Source organism: Cryobacterium sp. Sr3 (assembly GCF_004402835.1).
Lineage (GTDB): Bacteria > Actinomycetota > Actinomycetes > Actinomycetales > Microbacteriaceae > Cryobacterium > Cryobacterium sandaracinum.
This window is the reverse complement of the sequence record NZ_SOFA01000025.1, coordinates 55,143-71,911: the sequence shown is the minus strand read 5'-3', so window position 1 is coordinate 71,911 and position 16,769 is coordinate 55,143. Positions and strand designations below refer to the sequence as shown.

Genomic DNA, 16,769 nt, shown 5'->3' with positions numbered 1-16,769 from the left:
GGATATCCGGATACTCGGATCCGGCCCGGTCAGGGGTGCAGAATGAGCTTATGAGCGAGATCGCGAATTCCAAGCTGGCCATCATCGGAGCCGGGGCCGTCGGGTCGTCCCTGGCCTACGCCGCACTGATCCGGCAGTCCGCGCGGGAAGTCGTGCTCTACGACATCAACGGGCCCAAGGTGGAGGCCGAGGTTCTCGACCTGGCCCACGGCACCCAGTTCACGGGTGCTTCCTGCGTGGCCGGCGGCAGCGACCTCGACGCCATCGCGGGGGCGAACATGGTCGTGATCACGGCCGGGGCCAGACAGCACCCCGGTCAGTCCCGGCTCGAGATGGCCGGCGTCAATGTCGGGATCCTGCGGGAGCTGATGCCCCAGCTGGTCGAGCGAGCCCCGGACGCCGTCTATATGCTCGTCACCAACCCCTGCGACGTGCTTGCCTATGCTGCCCGCCAGTTCAGCGGGCTGCCGGCCACGCGCGTCTTCGGGTCGGGCACGGTGCTCGACTCCTCCCGGCTGCGCTGGATGCTCGCGCACCGGGTCGGCGTCGCGATCGCCAATGTGCACGCCGTGATCGTCGGAGAGCACGGCGACTCGGAGTTCCCGCTCTGGTCCCAGGCCCGGATCGGCCCGATCTCCCTGGCCGAGTGGGTGCAGGACGACATCTCGCCTAAGGGTCTGGTGCCGTTCTCGGAGGCGGAATTCGACGCGATCACCGAGAGCGTGAAGACCGCGGCGTATACGGTCATCGCCGGCAAGGGCGCCACGAACTACGCGATCGGGCTTTCGGGCGCCCGGATCGTCGAGGCCGTGCTGCGCGACGAGGGCGCCGTGCTTCCGGTCAGCTCGGTGCTCACCGACTACCGGGGCGTCAGCGACGTGGCGCTGTCGGTGCCGAGCGTGATCAACGCCGAGGGCGTCTCGCGCGTGATCGAGGTTCCCTTCAGCGAGAAGGAGCAGGAGCTGTTCGAGCACTCGGCGGCGACGTTGCGCACGACGCTGAACGGGCTCGGACTCGACTGAGCCGTGTGAGACGATCCGTCCAGGATGTTGTGTGGAGGGGATGACGGGAATCGAACCCGCGCCATCAGTTTGGAAAACTGAGGCTCTACCATTGAGCTACATCCCCGGGCGCAGTCCCCCGCGCACTCACTCAGCGTAGTACACGTCGACGGTCGCCAGCTGCACGCCTCGACCCGCGGCATCCGGACCGTGCAGTAGACTTATCGAGGTCATTCCGCGAATTGCGCGAACTCTGCGCGCCAAGCGGATGCCATCACCGGGTTGAGAAATTGTCCGGGGCGTAGCTCAGCTTGGTAGAGCGCTCGGTTTGGGGCCGAGAGGTCGCAGGTTCGAATCCTGTCGCCCCGACCAACACCCCCTAAATACATCGGTCGAACACAGGAGATTGCCACGTGAAGTCCACGGTAGAACAACTGAGCCCCACTCGCGCGAAGGTCACCATCTCGGTGGCTCCCGAGGAGCTGAAGCCCAGCATCACCCACGCCTACGGCCACATCGCCGAGGACATCAACATCCCCGGCTTCCGCAAGGGCAAGGTCCCGCCGGCCATCATCGACCAGCGTGTCGGCAAGTCCGCCGTGCTCGAGCATGCGGTCAACGAGAGCCTCGACGGTTTCTACCGCTCGGCCGTGACCGAGCACAAGCTGCGCCCCCTGGGCCGCCCCGAGGCAGACATCGTCGCCTGGCCCAGCGACAAGGACTTCTCCGGAGACCTGGAACTGGCCATCGAGGTCGACGTGCGCCCCGAGATCGACCTGCCGAACTACTCCGGGCTGAAGCTCACCGTCGACGCCGTCGAGGTGTCCGATGAAGAGGTCACCGAGGAACTCGACAACCTGCGCAGCCGCTTCGGCACTCTCGTCACCGTCGATCGTCCCGCCACCACGGGCGACTTCGTGCAGATCGACCTGATCGCCGCCATCAACAGCGTCGAGGTCGACAACGCCACCGGCATCTCCTACGAGGTCGGATCCGGCGACCTCATCGACGGCATCGACGAGGCGCTCGACTCTCTCAGCGCCGGTGAGACCACCACCTTCAATTCCAACCTCATGGGTGGGGACCACGAGGGCGAGACCGCCGAGATCACCGTCACCGTCGGCGCCGTCAAGGAGCGCGAGCTTCCCACCGCCGACGACGACTTCGCGCAGATCGCCAGCGAGTTCGACACCATCGCCGAACTGACCGAGAGCCTCAAGGGCCAGGTCGAGCGCTCCAAGGTCTTCGGCCAAGGCACCCAGGCCCGCGAGAAGCTCGTCGAGCAGCTGCTCGAGTCGGTCGAGGTTCCGATTCCGACCGCGATCATCGAGGACGAGGTGCGTCGCCACCTCGAGGGCGAGAACCGCCTCGAAGACGCCGAGCACCGCGCCGAGGTCACCGAGGCCAGCGAGAAGACCTTCCGTCAGCAGATCCTGCTCGACACCATCGCCGAGGCCGAGAAGGTCCAGGTCAGCCAGGACGAGCTCACTCAGTACCTGATCCAGGGCGCAGCCCAGTACGGCATGGACCCGAGCGAATTCGTCCAGGCGCTGAGCGGCAACGGTCAGATCCCGTCGATGGTGGCCGAGGTTGCCCGCAACAAGGCCCTCGCCATCGCGCTGGGCAAGGCCGAGGTCGTTGACTCCAACGGTAACGCCGTCGACCTGTCCGAGTTCGTCGCGGTCGCCGACGAGGCGTCCGGCGAGGACGAGGAAGAGGAGATCGAGGAGGACGACTCCGACGCCGCCGAGGTCGAGGCCGAGGTCGACGCCGAGGTCGAGGCCATCAAGGCCGCCAAGGCCACGGCAGCGAAGGCAGCCAAGGCCAAGGCCACCGCGGCGAAGAAGAAGGCCGCCGCCAAGAAGTAGCACGACGACCGCTCACGCGGGCGTTCGGGTCGGATGTCACAGACATCCGGCCCGTTCCGCGTTTCTGCCCTGCCGCCCCCGCTCCCGTCCCTTGCCCTCAGCTCTCCCGCACTGGACCAATTCGACGGAGATTTTCGGGTCAAGGGCCGTTATGCACGATTTTCGGGGCCAGGAGAGCAGAATCTCCGTCGAATTGGTTCGGAGCGACTGATGCGTGGGCGGCGCGTTATCTGCCGAGGGCGAACACAGCCGTTCCGGAGCGTTGGCTCCTATAGATTCAATCTGAAGCGACAAGTGAAACGGAGCGCGACATGGCCGATATGACACCTACACCGGGCGTTTTTGACCGACTGCTGAAAGACCGCATCATCTGGCTGGGTTCAGAGGTCCGGGATGAGAACGCCAACGAGATTTGTGCCAAAATCCTGCTGCTGGCCGCAGAGGACTCGGAGCGGGATATCTTCCTGTACATCAACTCGCCCGGCGGCTCAATCACGGCGGGCATGGCCATTTACGACACGATGAGGTTCGTTCCGAACGACATCGTCACCGTCGGCATCGGACTCGCTGCGTCGATGGGGCAGTTCCTGTTGTCCTCTGGAACCAAGGGCAAGCGCTACATCACACCCAACGCCCGGGTCCTGTTGCACCAGCCGTCCGGCGGATTCGGTGGCACGGCCGCCGACATCCAGACGCAGGCGAAGGTCATCCTGGATATGAAGAAGCGGATGGCCGAACTCACGGCAGAGCAGACCGGCAAGTCGGTCGAGCAGATCCTCATTGACAACGACCGCGACAACTGGTTCACCGCTCACGAGGCCGTGGCCTATGGTTTTGTCGACCACCTGCGCGGCTCCGCGTCGGAAGTGGTCGGCGGCGGCGGCACCGACGACTCAGTGAACAAGAAGTAGGACGGGCGAGACGACATGGAATTCACGAATTTTGGTCACCAGGCCGGGGGCCGCGCTTCGCAGGCTCCCGAGGCCCGATACATCCTTCCCACGTTTGAAGAGCGCACGGCCTACGGCTACAAGCGCCAGGACCCCTACGCGAAGCTCTTCGAGGACCGCATCATCTTTCTCGGCGTGCAGGTGGACGACGCGTCCGCCGATGACGTCATGGCCCAGCTCCTGGTGCTCGAGAGCCAGGACCCGGACCGGGACATCGTGATGTACATCAACTCACCGGGTGGCTCCTTCACCGCGATGACGGCGATCTACGACACGATGCAGTACATTCGTCCGCACATCCAGACGGTCTGCCTCGGCCAGGCGGCATCCGCTGCGGCCGTGCTGCTTGCCGGCGGCACACCCGGGAAGCGCCTCGCCCTTCCCAACGCCCGCATCCTCATCCACCAGCCCTCGGCCGGCGGACAGGGCGGAGGTCAGGCCTCCGACATCGAGATCCAGGCAGCTGAGATTCAGCGGATGCGGGAGTGGCTCGAATTCACCATCGCTCACCACTCCAACCGCAGCGCGGAGCAGGTTCACAAGGATATCGACCGCGACAAGATCCTCGGCTCGGCCGAGGCCCTCGAGTACGGCCTGATCGACCAGATCCTGACCAGCCGCAAAAACGTGCCCACGCTCGTCAAGTAGAAGAGCGAAACCGTGAACGCGACGGATGTCCGGCTCAACGGAGCCGGGCATCCGTCGCGTTTCGCATATCGGAGAGTTCGGGCAGAACGGTGCCTGAACGTTATTCGACAGATGCGGTCAGCCTGCACCCGTGCCGCACAGGCACAGGCTAGGCTCGATGCAGTTGTCAATGGAGGAGGCTGACGGATGGCCCGAATAGGCGAAAGCGCTGACCTGTTGAAATGCTCTTTCTGCGGAAAGAGCCAGAAGCAGGTGCAGCAGCTCATTGCGGGCCCCGGTGTCTACATCTGCGATGAGTGCGTCGAGTTGTGCAACGAGATCATCGAGGAGCGTTTGGCCGAAGCCACCGCTGAAGACGGTGCCGGCGAATTCGAATTGCCCAAGCCGAAGGAGATCTTCGGCTTCCTCGAGGAATACGTCATCGGGCAGGAAGCCGCAAAGCGCGCCCTCGCCGTTGCCGTCTACAACCATTACAAGCGCGTACGCTCCCGCGCCACCCTCACCGCCGCCGACGCCATCCACGACGACGTGGAAATCGCCAAGTCCAATATTCTGTTGATCGGCCCTACCGGCTGCGGCAAGACCTACCTCGCCCAGACACTGGCAAAACGCCTCAACGTTCCCTTCGCCGTGGCGGATGCGACGGCCCTCACCGAGGCCGGCTATGTCGGTGAAGACGTGGAGAACATCCTCCTCAAGTTGATCCAGGCCGCCGACTACGACGTCAAGCGCGCCGAGACCGGCATCATCTACATCGACGAGATCGACAAGATCGCGCGCAAGGCCGAGAATCCCTCGATCACCCGCGACGTGTCCGGCGAGGGTGTGCAGCAGGCCCTGTTGAAGATTCTCGAGGGCACTGTGGCCTCGGTTCCGCCGCAGGGTGGGCGCAAGCATCCGCACCAGGAATTCATTCAGATCGACACCACGAATGTGCTGTTCATCGTGGCCGGCGCGTTCGCGGGCCTGGATGACATCATTTCGACCCGGGCCGGCAAGAAGGGCATCGGGTTCGGCGCTCCGCTTCACAGCAAGGGTGACGACGTCAACCTGTTCAGTGAGGTGCTCCCCGAAGACCTGCACAAATTCGGCCTGATCCCCGAGTTCATCGGCCGTCTGCCCGTGGTCACCACCGTCACCCAGCTCGACCAGGTGGCCCTGATGCAGATTTTGACCGTCCCGAAGAACGCCCTCGTGCGGCAGTACCAGCGCATGTTCCAGCTCGACGGCGTCGAGCTCGAGTTCGAACAGCCGGCGTTGGAGGCCATCGCCGACCTCGCGGTCCTGCGCAAGACCGGTGCGCGTGGCCTGCGGGCGATCATGGAAGAAGTGCTCGGACCGATCATGTTCGAGGTGCCGTCGAGCTCCGAGGTGTCGCGCGTCGTGGTCACCCGGGCCGCCGTGCTCGATAACGCCGAGCCCACGATCGTGCTGCACAAGGCCCGCCGCGTCGACAAGTCCGCCTAGGTTCAGCGTCCGGCCTCACCCCGCTTCGGCACCCGACCGAACTGGGCCCGGGGGCCGCCGTGTACCAGCCCGCTTTCGTCGGCGTCGTTGCGGCGGTCACCGGATTCGCGGGTTCATTCGTGCTCGTCATCGCCGGGCTGCAGGTCGTGGGCGCGACCGATTCGCAGACGGCATCCGTGCTGTTGGCGCCCTGCCTGCTGGTCGGCATCGACGGCGTGCTGTATCCCGAAGCCGATCGCCAGTGCGATGCTTGCCGGCATCCTGTTCCCGATCTGCCCGGCCCCGGTGACGGCAGCCGTGCAGCAGCCGCTGCTCGCGGTGCCGGTTGTTCTGGTCTGGCTCGCCGCGGGCAAGCCGGCGCGCGCGTGGATGGTGCCGGCGACCATGGTCGTGGCCGCGATCATCGACGTTCGGCTACCAGCCTCCGCCCTGCGCGATCTGGTCGGCTCCGGTCTGGCGAGGTCGGATCGGTCGTCGGCGCGCACGGCATCACCCTGACGGCAATCACGACCGCGCCGATGGCCGGCCCCGACGCGCATCCTGACGGCCCGAAGCGGTGGATCGCCACGGCTGCCTCCGGGGCGGCCTGCCTCGTCCTGGTCACCGCGTCGGGCGTTTCGGTGTTGGGCATCTGCTCCGCGTTCGGGGGCTGGTCATCGGCGGCGTGGTCATGCTCTGGCTCGGCTGGATGCCCTCCGGGCGCTCTCACCCAACTGCCGTCGCTGCCCCCTAACGAATTCGACGGAGATTTTGCCGAAATCGGGCCCACACGGGCCGAAAGCGGCCGGTTTCCGTAAAATCTCCGTCGAATTGGTTCAGGGGCGGGGCGTTAGGGCGCCGGGCAGGGCCGGGCAGGGCCGGGCAGGGCCGGACGGTGCTAGTTCAGGCCGCGACGGTCGAGCAGCGGCTGAATGTCGGCGTCACGACCGCGGAAATGGCGGTAGGCGGCGAGCGGGTCTGTGCTGCCGCCCACGCTCAGCAGCCGCGACCGGAAACGGTCTCCGTTGGCCCGGGTGAGCCCGCCGTTCTCTGCGAACCACTCGCCGGTGTCGGCGTCCAGCACCTCGCTCCAGATGTAGGAGTAGTAGCCGGCGTCGTAGCCGCCGGCGAAGGTGTGCGCGAAGTAGGTGCTGGAATAGCGGGTCGGCACGGCAGGATTGTCGAGCCCCACGGCGGCGAGGGCGGATGCCTCGAACGCGGCGACATCCGTCACCCTGTCGTCGGCTTCGATGCGGTGCCAGGCCTGGTCGAGCAGGGCCGCCGCAAGGTACTCGCTGGTGGAGAAGCCCTCGTTGAAGGTGGACGAGGCGTGGATGCGGTCGACGAGGTCCTGGGGCATGGGCTCCCCGGTCTCGTGGTGACGAGCATAGTTCGCGAGCACGTCGGGCCACAGCATCCACATCTCGTTGACCTGGCTGGGGAACTCCACAAAGTCGCGGTACACATTGGTGCCGGCGAATTTCGGGTAGGTGACCCGCGCGAACAGGCCGTGCAGGGCGTGCCCGAACTCGTGGAACAGGGTGACGACCTCGTCGAAACTGAGCAGGGTGGGCTCGCCCGTCGCCGGCCGGGGAACGTTCAGGTTGTTGCAGACGATCGTGGGGGTACCTATAAGCGTCGACTGGGAGCCCAGGGCGTTCATCCAGGCGCCGCCCCGCTTGGAGTCGCGGGTGTAGACGTCGATGATGTACAGGCCCACGGGCGAGCCGTCGGCCTCGGCGACCTCGAACACACGCGCGCCGGGGTGCCAGGCGACGAGGTCGGGTCGCTCGGTGAAGGTGACGCCGTAGAGCCGATTGGCCGCGTAGAACACGCCATCCTGCAGCACCCGTTCGAACTCGAAGTAGGGGCGCATGGCCGCGGTGTCCACGTCGTAGCGGGCTCGCCGCACCCTCTCCGTGTAGAAGGCCCAGTCCCAGGCGGCGAGCTCGAAGTCCCCGCCGTCCGCATCGATCTGCTCCTGCAGGTCGGCCTGCTCGACGCGCGCATTCCGGGCTGCCGCCGGCGCGAGGCGCCCGAGCATGTCGGCGACCGCCTCCGGGGTCTTCGCCGTCTGGTCCGCGGTCACGCCGGCCGCGTGGCTGTCGAATCCGAGCAGCCGGGCTCGCTCGGCACGCAGCCGCGAGATCTCCAGCACGAGGGCGCGGTTGTCGAACTGCCCGCCACGGATGCCCCGGGACCGTGAGGCGGCCAGCAGCCGTTCCCGCACACCCCGGTTCGTCAGCTGTGCCAAGTAGGGGTGCGAGGTAGCCAGCACCAGAGTGACCACGTAACGGCCGGTCAGGCCGCGCTCGTGGGCGGCCTCGGCCGCGGCGGAGATCTGACCGGGGGTGAGGCCATCCAGCTCGCTCACGTCGTCGAGCACGAGTGCCAGATCGATGGTGTCGGCGAGCAGGTTCTTCTCGAACCGGGTGGTGACCGTGGAGAGCCGCTTATTGTAGTTACGCAGCCGGGCCTTGTCGTCGTCGCCGAGGCCCGCGCCCGCGAGCGTGAACTCGGTGAAGTACCGCTCGATCAGGTAGCGCTCCTCCGGCTCCAGGTCCAACCGGTCCCGCTGCTCCTGCAGAGCGGCGATCCGGGTGAACAGGCCAGGGTCCAGACGGATGGCGTCCGCGTGCGCCGCGAGGAGCGGGGCCAGTTCCTCCTCGAGGGCGTTGGTAAAGTCGCTGGAGTCCGACGAACTCCGGTTGAAGAACACCTCGGCCACCCGGGTCAGCAACGGTCCGCTGCGCTCGAGCGGAACCATCGTGTTGTCGAAGGTGGGGGCATCCGTGCTCGCGCAGATCGCCGCAATCTCGGCCAACTGCTCAGACATACCGTCCAGGAACGCCGGCCGGTAGTGCTCCTCCGCAATCAGCGCGAACGGGGGCAGCTCGAACGGAAGCGTGCTGATGCTGGCGAAGGGGTTCATTTCTTCACCCTGTCACATCCACATTTCGTCTGTCGGAGTATTCCCCCGCACGCCTAGGATCGGTTCATGATCGACGAGCCGGCACGCCCCGAGACCGCGCCCCGGGAGCAGTACACGCACGGGCATCACGAGAGCGTGCTGCGCTCGCATACCTGGCGCACGGTGGCCAACTCGGCGGCCTACCTGATCCCACACCTGGATGCCGGGCTGACCCTGCTCGACGTGGGCTGCGGTCCGGGCACGGTCACGGTCGACCTGGCACGCCGGCTGTATCCCGGTCAGGTTACCGGCATCGATGCGTCGGAGCAGATTGTGCTGCGCGCAGCCGGGCTGGCCTTCGATGAGGGGGTGCGGAACGTGTCGTTCCGGGTGGGTGACGCCTACGCGCTCGGCTTCGCCGACGCGAGCTTCGACATCGTGCACGCGCACCAGGTGCTCCAGCACCTCGCCAACCCCGTCGCCGCGCTGCGGGAGTTCCGGCGCGTGCTGAGACCGGGCGGAATCCTCGCCGCCCGCGACGTCGATTCCGGGGGAGTGATGTACTACCCGAAGCTTCAGGGCCTGCAGCTGTGGGAGAGCGCCTTCCGCGACGTGCAGTACTGGAACGGCGGCGACCCCGACGCCGGGCGCGCTCTCAAAGCCTGGGCGCGCAAGGCCGGGTTCACCGACGTGGCGAGTTCGGCATCCCTTTGGTGCTTCGCCTCGGATGTCGAACGCGAGTGGTGGGGGCAATCCTGGGCCGAGCGGGTGATCGAGTCCGACTTCGCGGCACACGCCATCGAGGTGGGCGCGGCCGACCTCGCCGACCTTCGGATGATGCAAGCCGCATGGCTGCAGTGGGCCGGCGACCCCGATGGCTGGTGCGGTATCCCACACGGCGAGATCGTCGCCAGGAAGTAGCCCGTGCCGTTCCTCGACCGACTCCAACACTGGGCCCAGGTTCAGCCCGACGCCACCGCCGTCGCGGTCGGCGCCGACCGAATCAGCTTCGCCGAGCTCCGCGATGCGGCGGCGGCGATCCTGCCCGCGACGCCCCGGATCTCCAGCGTCTGCCTGCCCCACGGCACCGCGTTCGCCGTTGCCTTCGCCGCGGGCGTCGCCGAAGGCCGCTGCTCTGCGATTCTCAACCCTGACTGGCCGGAGGCGCAGCGCAGGGTGGTCGAGAGCCGCCTGGCGAGGACCGCAGGGTTGGACGGACGGGTCGCCGCCGGCGCGCCCCTGCTCGGCACGGAGCTGCGCGACGGTCCACCCGACAGGGACTTCCTCTACGGGTTCACCTCCGGCACGACCTCCGTACCCAAGGCATTCACGCGCAGCCGAGCCTCCTGGCAGCGCTCGTTCGCGCTGGGCACCGAGTTCTTCGGCCTGACTCGGCACGACCGCACACTGGCGCCCGGCCCGCTCTCTGCCAGCCTCAGCCTCTACGCTTTCGCCGAATCGCTGCACACCGGCTCCGCCTTCTTCGCTCTGCACCGCTTCTCCGCCGCCGCCGCTGTCGCCTGTGTCACTGTCGAGCAGATCACCCGGATCGTGGCGGCGCCGACCGTGCTGCGTGTGATCGCCGCGCACGCGCTGTCCGTCGGAACGGACGGCAGGCCCCCCACCGGCAGGGGGCTCACCGGCATCGTGAGTGCGGGGGCCAAACTCGACCCGGGAACCCTGTCGATGCTGCGCCTCTGGGCGCCGGACGCCAGCGTGTTCGAGTACTACGGGGCGGCCGAACTGAGCTTCGTGACGGCATCCGTGCTGCGTCCCGGCGAGGTGTCGCCGATCTCGGCGACCGCCGTCGGGCGGGCTCTGCCCGGCGTGGAGGTGCGCATCCAGGACGACGCGGGACGCGCCCTGCCGACCGGCACCCCGGGCACCATCTTCGTGCGCAGCCTTCTGGTGGGCGGCGGGTACGCCTGGGGCGACGACGGCGAGGCGTTCCGCCGCGAGGTCGACTGGTGCACGGTCGGCGACATCGGCTTCCTCGACCCGGCGGCCGTGCTGCACCACCTCGGCCGCCGCGCCGACCTCATCGTCACGTCCGGGCACAACGTCTACCCGCAGCAGGTCGAAGCGGCTTTGCGCGGCCTTCCCGGCGTGGAGGCGGCCGTCGTCACCGGTCTGCCGGACCCCGTTCGCGGGACCCGCGTGGTGGCCGCCGTGATCGCGGGCTCCGAGACGGATGCCGCGCGCATCCGGTCATACGTCGCGGCTCTGCTCGCCGCGCCCCACCGGCCCCGCGCCTACTACGCCCTGGCGGAACTGCCGCTCACCTCGGCCGGTAAACTCAGCCGGGTGATGCTGCGCCGCTGGATCGAGGAAGGTGACCGTCGTGTGCGCCCGCTCCGCTGACCCAATCCGGCCGGACGCGGTCGGTGCCGACGGCTCCGCTGCTCCCAGCGCCGACACCGTCGATTCGCACGCCGGCCCGCCAACCGACGATGCCCGGGAACCCGTGATCGTTCTTGCCCGCCGCACCGCCTTCGGCCGCCGCAACGGGGTGTTCGCGCACACCCGTGCCGAAGACCTGCTGGCCCCCGTGCTGAACGCCGTGGTGTCCGGCGGCGGGGTGTCCCCGGCTGCCATCGACGACGTCATCATCGGCAACGCGGCGGGCGGCGGCGGCAATGTTGCCCGCCTCGCCGCGCTGACGGCCGGTCTGCCGGATTCCGTTCCTGGCCTCACGATCGACCGGCAGTGCGGCTCCGGCCTTGAGGCCATCGTGCTGGCCTGCCGGTTGGTTGCCGCCGGCGCTGGCGACCTCTACCTTGCCGGGGGAGTCGAGAGTTGCAGCACGGCCCCGCTGCGTGCGCACCGGCTCACCTCGAGCGCCGGGCAGCCGGACTTCTTCGATCGCGTGCGTTTCGCCCCCGATTCGATCGGCGACCCCGACATGGGCGTCGCCGCCGAGAACGTGGCCGACCGCTACGGCATCTCCCGGCAGCGGCAGGATGCCTTCGCCCTCCGCAGTCACCGGCTGGCCGCCACGGCTGCCGCCGTGCCAGCCCCCGAGATCGTGCCGCTGCCGACAGAGACCGGCCCGGTTTTCGTCGACGAGGGTCCCCGCCCGGGTCTGACTGAGGCCCTGCTGGCCCGGTTCGCGCCGGTCTTCCGGCCGGGAGGAACGGTCACCGCCGGCAACTCCTGCGCGGATGCCGATGGCGCCGTCGTGGTCCTGGTCACCAGCCGCCGGCGGGCACGCGAACTCGGACTGACCGGCTGGTTATCCTTCGTCGACGCCGCGGTCACCGGCACGGACCCGAACTTCCTCGGCATCGCCGGCGCCGAGGCCGCGCGCCTCGTGCTGCTCCGGCAGGGCCTGACCGGGGCCGACCTGGCTCGGATCGAGTTCAACGAGGCGTTCGCGGCGCAGGTGCTCGCATCCTTGATCTGCTCGGCGTTGCGGAGGAGCACGCCAACCGCGAGGGCGGAGCGCTGGCCCTCGGGCATCCGTTCGGCGCCAGCGGAGCCCTGCTGGTACTGAGGCTGCTGCAGCAGTGTCGCGCCGCGGCAACGCCGGGGGACGCCGCCCTCGCGGCGGTCAGCATCGCCGGCGGCCTGGGGGTAGCCGCCCTGTTCCGCTGGGAGCAGTCCCTGTCATCGGAGGCAGCAGGCGTCGAACGACTCTCACGCTGACGCACGACCACGGGGTGCGGAGCGGCCCCGCGGAGTACCGGAATGCCGGTCAGCAGAGGTTAGATCCAGTCGTCTTCGTCGTCGAGCACGATCGACGGCTGCGTGATCGTGGCACTGTCCTCGCCCGGGTCATAGCGGATGATCGTGCCGTCGTCGAGCTCGAGCACGGGGTTGCCCTCGAGCCAGGTCAGTGTCCAGCGCCAGGCGCTGGAGTCCTCCGCCAGCGCGGTGAGGTCCTCTTCGACCGCACGGATGGCGATTTCCACCACATGAGGCAGCCCGGCCGGCGCCGGGTGACCCAGAGGCCAGCGGGTTCCCATCTTCACTTACAGCTCGATCTCGTAGGTGACCCAGTCCGTGCGGGTGGCCACATCGTCGTACAGGCGCTGCGCGGTCTCGTTGTCGGCGGCGGTCAGCCACTGCACGGTCGTGAGACGGTCCGCCGCGGCGCACTCCTTGGCGAACTCGATCAGGGCCCGGCCGACGCCCGTGCTGCGGGAGTCCGGCGACACGAACAGGTCGTCCAGGAACAGTCCGCGAGTGGCGGTCAGGGTGCTCGGGACCTCGCGGTAATGGGCGAAGCCGACGAACTCGCCGTCCTCGTCGACAGCCACGGCACCGGCGAGAGACTCGTTCTTGTCGATGATCCAGCTCCAGACCTGGAGCGCTTTCTGATCAGTCAGTTCGCTCTTGTAGAACTCGCTGTAGCCCTCGAAGAGTCCCAGCCATGAGAAGAAGTCCTTGTCGCCGAGCGCGCGTACCTTGATTGACATTCGGTTCTCCTAGTTCTCCAGCACCGTGGCGAGCACGATGTCAGTGACAGCCAATTCGCTGCCCTCAATAAAAACCAACTCCGAGATGCGGCCAACGGCCCTCAGATCGGCTGCAGCCTGCCTGAGCAGGGCAATCTCTGCAGCCGTACCGCTAATTACAGCAGAAACAACGGCGGATTTCTGGGATGCCTTGGCATCCGTTTTCGCGCGGCGGATGCCGGTCAGCGCCCGGCTGCACAGGTCCAGCAGGGCCACGTTGCCGCCCTGCCCTCCGCCGAGCTCGGTCTGAACGGGCCAGGGGGTACGGTGGATGGACCCCTCGTTGGACCAGGACCAGGCTTCCTCGGTCGCGAACGGCACGAACGGGGCGAAGAGGCGCAGCTGGGTGGCCAGGGCGGTGCGCAGGGCGGCGACGGCCGAAGCCTGGCCGGCTCCCGCTTCGCCGTACGCGCGCTCTTTGACCAGTTCGAGGTAGTCGTCGCAGAACGTCCAGAAGAAGCTCTCGGTGAGTTCCAGCGCACGTGCGTGGTCGTAGCCCTCGATCGCGGCGGTGGCGTGGCCGACGACGACGCTGAGCCGAGCGAGCATGCTCTGGTCGAGCGGCTCGGTCACGGGGGCGTCGGCGGCGCCGTCGAAGGCAAGGATGAACTTTGACGCGTTCAGGATCTTGATCGCCAGGCGACGGCCGATTTTGATCTGGGTCGGGTTCTTGGGGTCGAAGGCCGCGTCGGTGCCGAGGCGCGACGACGCGGCCCAGTAGCGCACGGCATCCGAACCGTGCTGCTCGAGCATGTCTGCCGGGGTGACCACATTGCCCTTGGACTTGGACATCTTCTTACGGTCGGGGTCGACGATGAAGCCGGACAGGGCTGCGTGCTGCCACGGCGAGACGCCGTGTTCCAGCTCGGAGCGCAGCAGGGTGGAGAACAGCCAGGTGCGGATGATGTCCTGGCCCTGCGGGCGCAGCGAGTACGGGTAGACGAGATCGAACAGTGCGGGGTCGCGCTCCCAGCCGCCCGCCAGCTGCGGGGTCAGGGAGGAGGTCGCCCAGGTGTCCATCACGTCGACCTCGCCGACGAAGCCGTTCGCCTGGCCGCGCTGCTCGGCGGCAAAGCCCGGGGCGGTGTCGGAGGACGGGTCGACCGGGAGCGTCTCGCGGGTGGCGACGATGGGCTGGTCGAAGAGCGGGTTCGCGTCGGCATCCAGCGGGTACCAGATCGGCAGCGGAACGCCGAAGAAGCGCTGGCGGGAGACGAGCCAGTCGCCGGTGAGGCCGTTGACCCAGTTCTCGTAGCGCACACGCATGAACTCCGGGTGCCACTGCAGGTCGGTACCGTGCGTGAACAGGCGGGCGCGCAGCTCCTCGTCCCGAGCGCCGTTGCGGATATACCACTGACGGGTCGACACGATCTCGAGCGGTTTGTCGCCCTTCTCGAAGAACTTGACCGGGTGCACGATCGCGCGGGGCTCGCCGATCAGGTCGCCGCCGATGCGGAGCAAGTCGACCACGGCTGCCTTGGCGGAGAAGACGGTCTTGCCGGCCAGCTGCGCGTACGCGGCCTGTCCGGCCTCGCTTGTGATCGCCTCGGGCGCCTCGGCGATGATGCGGCCGTCAAAGCCCATGATGGCGCGGTTCGGAAGGTCGAGTTCACGCCACCAGATCACATCGGTGACGTCGCCGAACGTGCAGATCATGGCGATGCCACTGCCCTTGTCCTTCTGCGCGAGGTGGTGGGCCAGGATCGGCACTTCCACGTCGAAGAGGGGGGTGCGCACGGTCGTGCCGAACAGCGCCTGGTAGCGCTCATCGTCCGGATGCGCCACGAGCGCGACACAGGCCGGCAGCAGTTCCGGGCGGGTGGTCTCGATCTCGATGGCGCCGCCATCGGGCTTGGCGAAGGCGACCCGGTGGTAGAACGCCGGCATCTCCTTGTCTTCGAGCTCGGCCTGGGCGACCGCGGTGCGGAAGGTGACGTCCCAGAGGGTGGGGGCCATGGCCTGGTAGGCCTCACCGCGCTCGACGTTACCGATGAAGGCGGACTGGGAGGTGACCAGGGAGTCATTGCCGATCGTGCGGTAGGTCTGGGCCCAGTCGACGCTCAGGCCCAGCATGCGCCAAACGGCCTCGAACTGCTTCTCGTCCTCGATGGTGAGGCGCTCGCACAGCTCGATGAAGTTGCGGCGGCTGATCGGCAGCTGGTCGGCGGCTTTGGTGCTTTTGCCGTCTCCGCCCTCGAACGGGGCGGTGAACTCGGTGGCGTAGGGCAGCGACGGATCGCAGCGCACGCCGTAGTAGTTTTGCACGCGCCGCTCGGTGGGCAGGCCGTTGTCGTCCCAGCCCATCGGGTAGAAGACGCTCTTGCCGCGCATCCGCTGGAAGCGGGCGATGACATCCGTGTGGGTGTAAGAGAAGACGTGGCCGATGTGCAGGGAGCCGGAAGCGGTCGGCGGCGGGGTATCGATGGAGAAGATACGCTCCCGCGTGGCCGAGTCACGGTCGAAACGGTAGGTGCCGGCCTCTTCCCACGAGCCGCCCCACTTGGTTTCGAGGCCTTCAAGGGCCGGTTTTTCCGGAACGTTGGCGGCGGTCATGTTTCTCCGATTCGATCTGTGCGGCACCGTGTCGTTGGTGAAGTGCCTGAGTATTGGGCCTTATCCAACTTACCGGATGCCCCGTCGTCCGCCGACTCCGGCCGTCACCAGGCTGCCGGAGCGCCTGCAGCGCCCGGCCGGGCCTCGCCGTGAGTGGCAGGATTGGAGCGGGAAGGGGTGCCATGGATGACCCGGGAACACTGTCCGAGGCCCGTCGCACGGTGCTGCGCCGCACGGTGCGCTGGATCGTGGGTTTCACGATCGGCTACAACGTGCTCGAGGCCGTCGCCTCGATCGTGGCGGGCGCCGCGGCATCCTCGACCGCCCTGATCGCCTTCGGCCTGGACTCCGTCATCGAGGTGCTCTCCGCCGCGGTCATCGCGTGGCAGTTCTCCCGTCGCGATCCTGAGCGCTGGCAGAAACCGGCCCTCCGCGCCATCGCGATCGCGTTCTTCACCCTCGCCGGGTACGTGATCCTGGCCGCCGGCCTGAGCTTCGCCGGGGTTGTCGAGGCGGCGCCCAGCCCGCTGGGCATCGTCATCGCGTGCCTCAGCCTCGTGATCATGCCCGGGGTGGCAGGCGTGGAGCGCCGGACCGGCGCGGAGCTCGGCAGTGCCAGCGTGATCGCCGACGCCCGGCAGCTGCTGCTCTGCGCGTGGCTGTCCGGGTCGATGCTGCTCGGGCTGGCGGCCAACGCGCTCCTCGGCTGGGCCTGGGCGGACTCGCTCGCCGCCCTCGTGATCGCCGGGTTCGCGATCAAGGAGGGCATCGAGGCATGGCGCGGCGAGGTGGAGCCGCCGGTGGTGCTGCACGTCAACTAAAAGGGTGAGCCCCCGTATCAGGCGGTGGTCTAACCAATTCGACGGAGATTTTGCTCTGGGAGCCGGTTCTCGGGTTTTAAACAAGGCGTTTCGGGCAAAATCTCCGTCGAATTC

15 protein-coding genes and 2 tRNA genes are annotated in these 16,769 nt (G+C 67.6%); 12 read left to right on the top strand and 5 right to left on the bottom strand.

The window, feature by feature from the left end; genetic code table 11:
* Positions 1-50 precede the first annotated feature (50 nt).
* Complete coding sequence (locus tag E3N94_RS06385; protein WP_104103349.1) at positions 51-1,022, top strand: L-lactate dehydrogenase; 972 nt, start codon at positions 51-53, stop codon at positions 1,020-1,022.
* Between the two features lie 32 nt (positions 1,023-1,054).
* Here E3N94_RS06385 and E3N94_RS06380 read toward each other — a convergent pair.
* Positions 1,055-1,128, bottom strand: a tRNA-Gly gene (locus E3N94_RS06380).
* 168 nt (positions 1,129-1,296) lie between these two features.
* Between E3N94_RS06380 and E3N94_RS06375 the strand changes: the two genes are divergently transcribed.
* From E3N94_RS06375 to E3N94_RS17460, 6 genes are all read left to right on the top strand, one after another.
* Positions 1,297-1,373 (top strand) — tRNA-Pro (locus E3N94_RS06375).
* Positions 1,374-1,414: 41 nt separating this feature from the next.
* Complete coding sequence (gene tig, locus E3N94_RS06370; protein ID WP_134343128.1) at positions 1,415-2,869, top strand: trigger factor; 1,455 nt, start codon at positions 1,415-1,417, stop codon at positions 2,867-2,869.
* A 311-nt stretch (positions 2,870-3,180) separates the two neighbouring features.
* The gene (locus E3N94_RS06365; protein ID WP_104103353.1) at positions 3,181-3,780 is read left to right on the top strand and encodes an ATP-dependent Clp protease proteolytic subunit; all 600 of its coding nucleotides are present in this window, start codon (positions 3,181-3,183) and stop codon (positions 3,778-3,780) included.
* Positions 3,781-3,795: 15 nt separating this feature from the next.
* Entirely contained in the window at positions 3,796-4,467 is a 672-nt protein-coding gene (locus tag E3N94_RS06360) for an ATP-dependent Clp protease proteolytic subunit (RefSeq protein WP_104103356.1), read from the top strand.
* Between the two features lie 186 nt (positions 4,468-4,653).
* Positions 4,654-5,934 (top strand): ATP-dependent Clp protease ATP-binding subunit ClpX, encoded by a 1,281-nt coding sequence (gene clpX / locus E3N94_RS06355; protein ID WP_134569966.1) that lies wholly within the window; start codon positions 4,654-4,656, stop codon positions 5,932-5,934.
* A gap of 87 nt (positions 5,935-6,021) precedes the next feature.
* The gene (locus E3N94_RS17460) at positions 6,022-6,432 is read left to right on the top strand and encodes a benzoate/H(+) symporter BenE family transporter (protein WP_277870675.1); all 411 of its coding nucleotides are present in this window, start codon (positions 6,022-6,024) and stop codon (positions 6,430-6,432) included.
* 379 nt (positions 6,433-6,811) lie between these two features.
* Here the strand turns inward: E3N94_RS17460 and E3N94_RS06335 are convergent, their stop codons facing one another.
* A complete protein-coding gene (locus tag E3N94_RS06335; protein WP_134343130.1) occupies positions 6,812-8,845 on the bottom strand; it encodes a M3 family metallopeptidase in 2,034 nt (677 codons plus the stop codon).
* Positions 8,846-8,911: 66 nt separating this feature from the next.
* Between E3N94_RS06335 and E3N94_RS06330 the strand changes: the two genes are divergently transcribed.
* Genes E3N94_RS06330 through E3N94_RS17565 form a run of 4 tightly spaced genes read left to right on the top strand, consistent with a single transcriptional unit; the run spans position 8,912 to position 12,469 of the window.
* On the top strand, positions 8,912-9,745 hold the full coding sequence (locus E3N94_RS06330) for a methyltransferase domain-containing protein (RefSeq protein WP_134343131.1): 834 nt from the start codon (positions 8,912-8,914) through the stop codon (positions 9,743-9,745).
* Positions 9,746-9,748: 3 nt separating this feature from the next.
* Entirely contained in the window at positions 9,749-11,185 is a 1,437-nt protein-coding gene (locus tag E3N94_RS06325; RefSeq protein ID WP_104103370.1) for an AMP-binding protein, read from the top strand.
* Complete coding sequence (locus E3N94_RS06320) at positions 11,166-12,317, top strand: thiolase family protein (protein ID WP_347232693.1); 1,152 nt, start codon at positions 11,166-11,168, stop codon at positions 12,315-12,317. The genes E3N94_RS06325 and E3N94_RS06320 overlap by 20 nt, the downstream gene beginning before the upstream one ends.
* Positions 12,215-12,469, top strand: coding sequence for a hypothetical protein (locus E3N94_RS17565; protein ID WP_347232694.1), 255 nt, complete (start codon positions 12,215-12,217; stop codon positions 12,467-12,469). Before E3N94_RS06320 ends, E3N94_RS17565 begins: the two co-directional genes overlap by 103 nt.
* Positions 12,470-12,528: 59 nt before the next feature.
* Here the strand turns inward: E3N94_RS17565 and E3N94_RS06315 are convergent, their stop codons facing one another.
* Genes E3N94_RS06315 through valS form a run of 3 tightly spaced genes read right to left on the bottom strand, consistent with a single transcriptional unit; the run spans position 12,529 to position 15,834 of the window.
* Positions 12,529-12,789, bottom strand: coding sequence for a hypothetical protein (locus E3N94_RS06315; protein WP_233191554.1), 261 nt, complete (start codon positions 12,787-12,789; stop codon positions 12,529-12,531).
* 6 nt (positions 12,790-12,795) lie between these two features.
* A complete protein-coding gene (locus E3N94_RS06310) occupies positions 12,796-13,242 on the bottom strand; it encodes a GNAT family N-acetyltransferase (RefSeq protein WP_104103375.1) in 447 nt (148 codons plus the stop codon).
* 9 nt (positions 13,243-13,251) lie between these two features.
* The gene (gene valS, locus E3N94_RS06305; protein WP_104103378.1) at positions 13,252-15,834 is read right to left on the bottom strand and encodes a valine--tRNA ligase; all 2,583 of its coding nucleotides are present in this window, start codon (positions 15,832-15,834) and stop codon (positions 13,252-13,254) included.
* Positions 15,835-16,016: 182 nt separating this feature from the next.
* Here valS and E3N94_RS06300 point away from each other — a divergent pair, with 182 nt between their 5' ends.
* Positions 16,017-16,655 (top strand): cation transporter, encoded by a 639-nt coding sequence (locus E3N94_RS06300; RefSeq protein ID WP_104103381.1) that lies wholly within the window; start codon positions 16,017-16,019, stop codon positions 16,653-16,655.
* The last annotated feature ends 114 nt before the right edge of the window (positions 16,656-16,769 follow it).

What these genes read in the sequence shown, in the direction of transcription:
- E3N94_RS06385 (WP_104103349.1), top strand. Translation starts at nt 51, where the DNA reads ATGAGCGAGATCGCGAATTCCAAGCTGGCCATCATCGGAGCCGGGGCC.
- E3N94_RS06365 (WP_104103353.1), top strand. Translation starts at nt 3,181, where the DNA reads ATGGCCGATATGACACCTACACCGGGCGTTTTTGACCGACTGCTGAAA.
- E3N94_RS06360 (WP_104103356.1), top strand. Translation starts at nt 3,796, where the DNA reads ATGGAATTCACGAATTTTGGTCACCAGGCCGGGGGCCGCGCTTCGCAG.
- clpX (WP_134569966.1), top strand. Translation starts at nt 4,654, where the DNA reads ATGGCCCGAATAGGCGAAAGCGCTGACCTGTTGAAATGCTCTTTCTGC.
- E3N94_RS06335 (WP_134343130.1), bottom strand. Translation starts at nt 8,845, where the DNA reads ATGAACCCCTTCGCCAGCATCAGCACGCTTCCGTTCGAGCTGCCCCCG.
- E3N94_RS06330 (WP_134343131.1), top strand. Translation starts at nt 8,912, where the DNA reads ATGATCGACGAGCCGGCACGCCCCGAGACCGCGCCCCGGGAGCAGTAC.
- E3N94_RS06315 (WP_233191554.1), bottom strand. Translation starts at nt 12,789, where the DNA reads ATGGGAACCCGCTGGCCTCTGGGTCACCCGGCGCCGGCCGGGCTGCCT.
- E3N94_RS06310 (WP_104103375.1), bottom strand. Translation starts at nt 13,242, where the DNA reads ATGTCAATCAAGGTACGCGCGCTCGGCGACAAGGACTTCTTCTCATGG.
- valS (WP_104103378.1), bottom strand. Translation starts at nt 15,834, where the DNA reads ATGACCGCCGCCAACGTTCCGGAAAAACCGGCCCTTGAAGGCCTCGAA.
- E3N94_RS06300 (WP_104103381.1), top strand. Translation starts at nt 16,017, where the DNA reads ATGGATGACCCGGGAACACTGTCCGAGGCCCGTCGCACGGTGCTGCGC.